Genomic DNA, 247 nt, shown 5'->3' with positions numbered 1-247 from the left:
GTTGAATTACATTGTAATGCAAATGAATTACAAAATCAGGAGTAACAAAAATGGCTAATCATCTGGTCCAAACTCGTATCGACGGGGCAATCAAAGAAGAAGCGGCTGCCGTTCTCAACCCGATGGGGCTTACGGTATCTGATGCCGTCCGCCTGATGCTAACGCGAGTAGCACGGGAAAAGGCGCTACCATTCGAACCATTAGTACCAAACGAAACGACTATTGCGGCCATGCGTGAGGCTCGTGC

Annotated in this window: 1 protein-coding gene; it reads left to right on the top strand. The window is 48.6% G+C overall.

Going from position 1 to position 247, the window contains the following annotated elements:
- Positions 1–50: 50 nt before the first annotated feature.
- The coding region (locus tag AACQ81_RS06815; protein WP_237388518.1) for a type II toxin-antitoxin system RelB/DinJ family antitoxin at positions 51–247 on the top strand (197 nt) is incomplete at its 3' end.

Source organism: Xenorhabdus sp. Sc-CR9 (assembly GCF_963897815.1).
GTDB lineage: Bacteria > Pseudomonadota > Gammaproteobacteria > Enterobacterales > Enterobacteriaceae > Xenorhabdus.
This window is presented reverse-complemented; position numbering and strand designations above follow the sequence as displayed.